This window comes from Carboxylicivirga taeanensis (genome assembly GCF_051851475.1).
GTDB classification, from domain to species: domain Bacteria; phylum Bacteroidota; class Bacteroidia; order Bacteroidales; family Marinilabiliaceae; genus Carboxylicivirga; species Carboxylicivirga taeanensis.
Genome location: NZ_JBPUSJ010000111.1, coordinates 1 through 750, shown reverse-complemented (window position 1 = coordinate 750; position 750 = coordinate 1). Strand labels below are relative to the sequence as shown.

At 32.5% G+C, this 750-nt stretch carries 1 protein-coding gene; it reads left to right on the top strand.

What is annotated here, in order from left to right; translation table 11 throughout:
* Positions 1 to 142 precede the first annotated feature (142 nt).
* Positions 143 to 547 (top strand): hypothetical protein, encoded by a 405-nt coding sequence (locus ACSX1H_RS19480; protein WP_439185931.1) that lies wholly within the window; start codon positions 143 to 145, stop codon positions 545 to 547.
* Positions 548 to 750 lie beyond the last annotated feature (203 nt).

Genomic DNA, 750 nt, shown 5'->3' with positions numbered 1-750 from the left:
CCGTTGGGCTTCATTCAAAGAGAGTATCCGATAATAATAAGATTAATCACTGAAAATGATTTAGATGTCGAATAATTTTGAAAATATTGACTCGTATTCGCTTAAAGTATTTAATTATATAAAGGCTAATCACACAGACTTTATGGAAGCATTTCAGGCGAAAAAGAATGAAGATAGTGACTGGAATTATTTTGAATTTAAGTTTACTAGTGAAATTCATCCGGAACTTAATTTGGAATTAAATACGTACGACGAAGAACTGACTCTTGTCTTTGATGATTTCCACTGGCATTTTGACCGATTTTCAGAAACAGATTTTGACTCAGAGATTGAAGAAGCAATAAAGCTTATTAAAGAAATTCAAAATGAAGATATTATGGTTCTGAGACTTTCAAAGGGGCAGTCATTTAATAAATCAAAATTAATTGAAAAGAAGGAAATCATAGAATTATACAAGACAGACACTTTACGGAATAATCTTGATTGGTGGGAAACTGTTAAAATAGAATCGTTTAAAGGAACATACGATAAAATCTATAATAAATAGAAAAAGAACGAAAGCCCAACAATGGCTAATAAAGCATAAGTGAGTCGACTAACTTTGGAAGGTTCGTAGCTTCTGCAACCAGCGCCAAATCGTTGATTTGGCTTTTAAAATGATAAGATAAAAACAAATACAACGTTTTGGCTCCGTGAAGTTCGGAAGTGAAATCTGGTTAATGTTCACTTACGCTTCATAGCCTGACCGTT

Bases quoted from the DNA above. Each gene is read 5' to 3' on its own strand.
- ACSX1H_RS19480 (WP_439185931.1), top strand. From the start codon at position 143: ATGGAAGCATTTCAGGCGAAAAAGAATGAAGATAGTGACTGGAATTAT.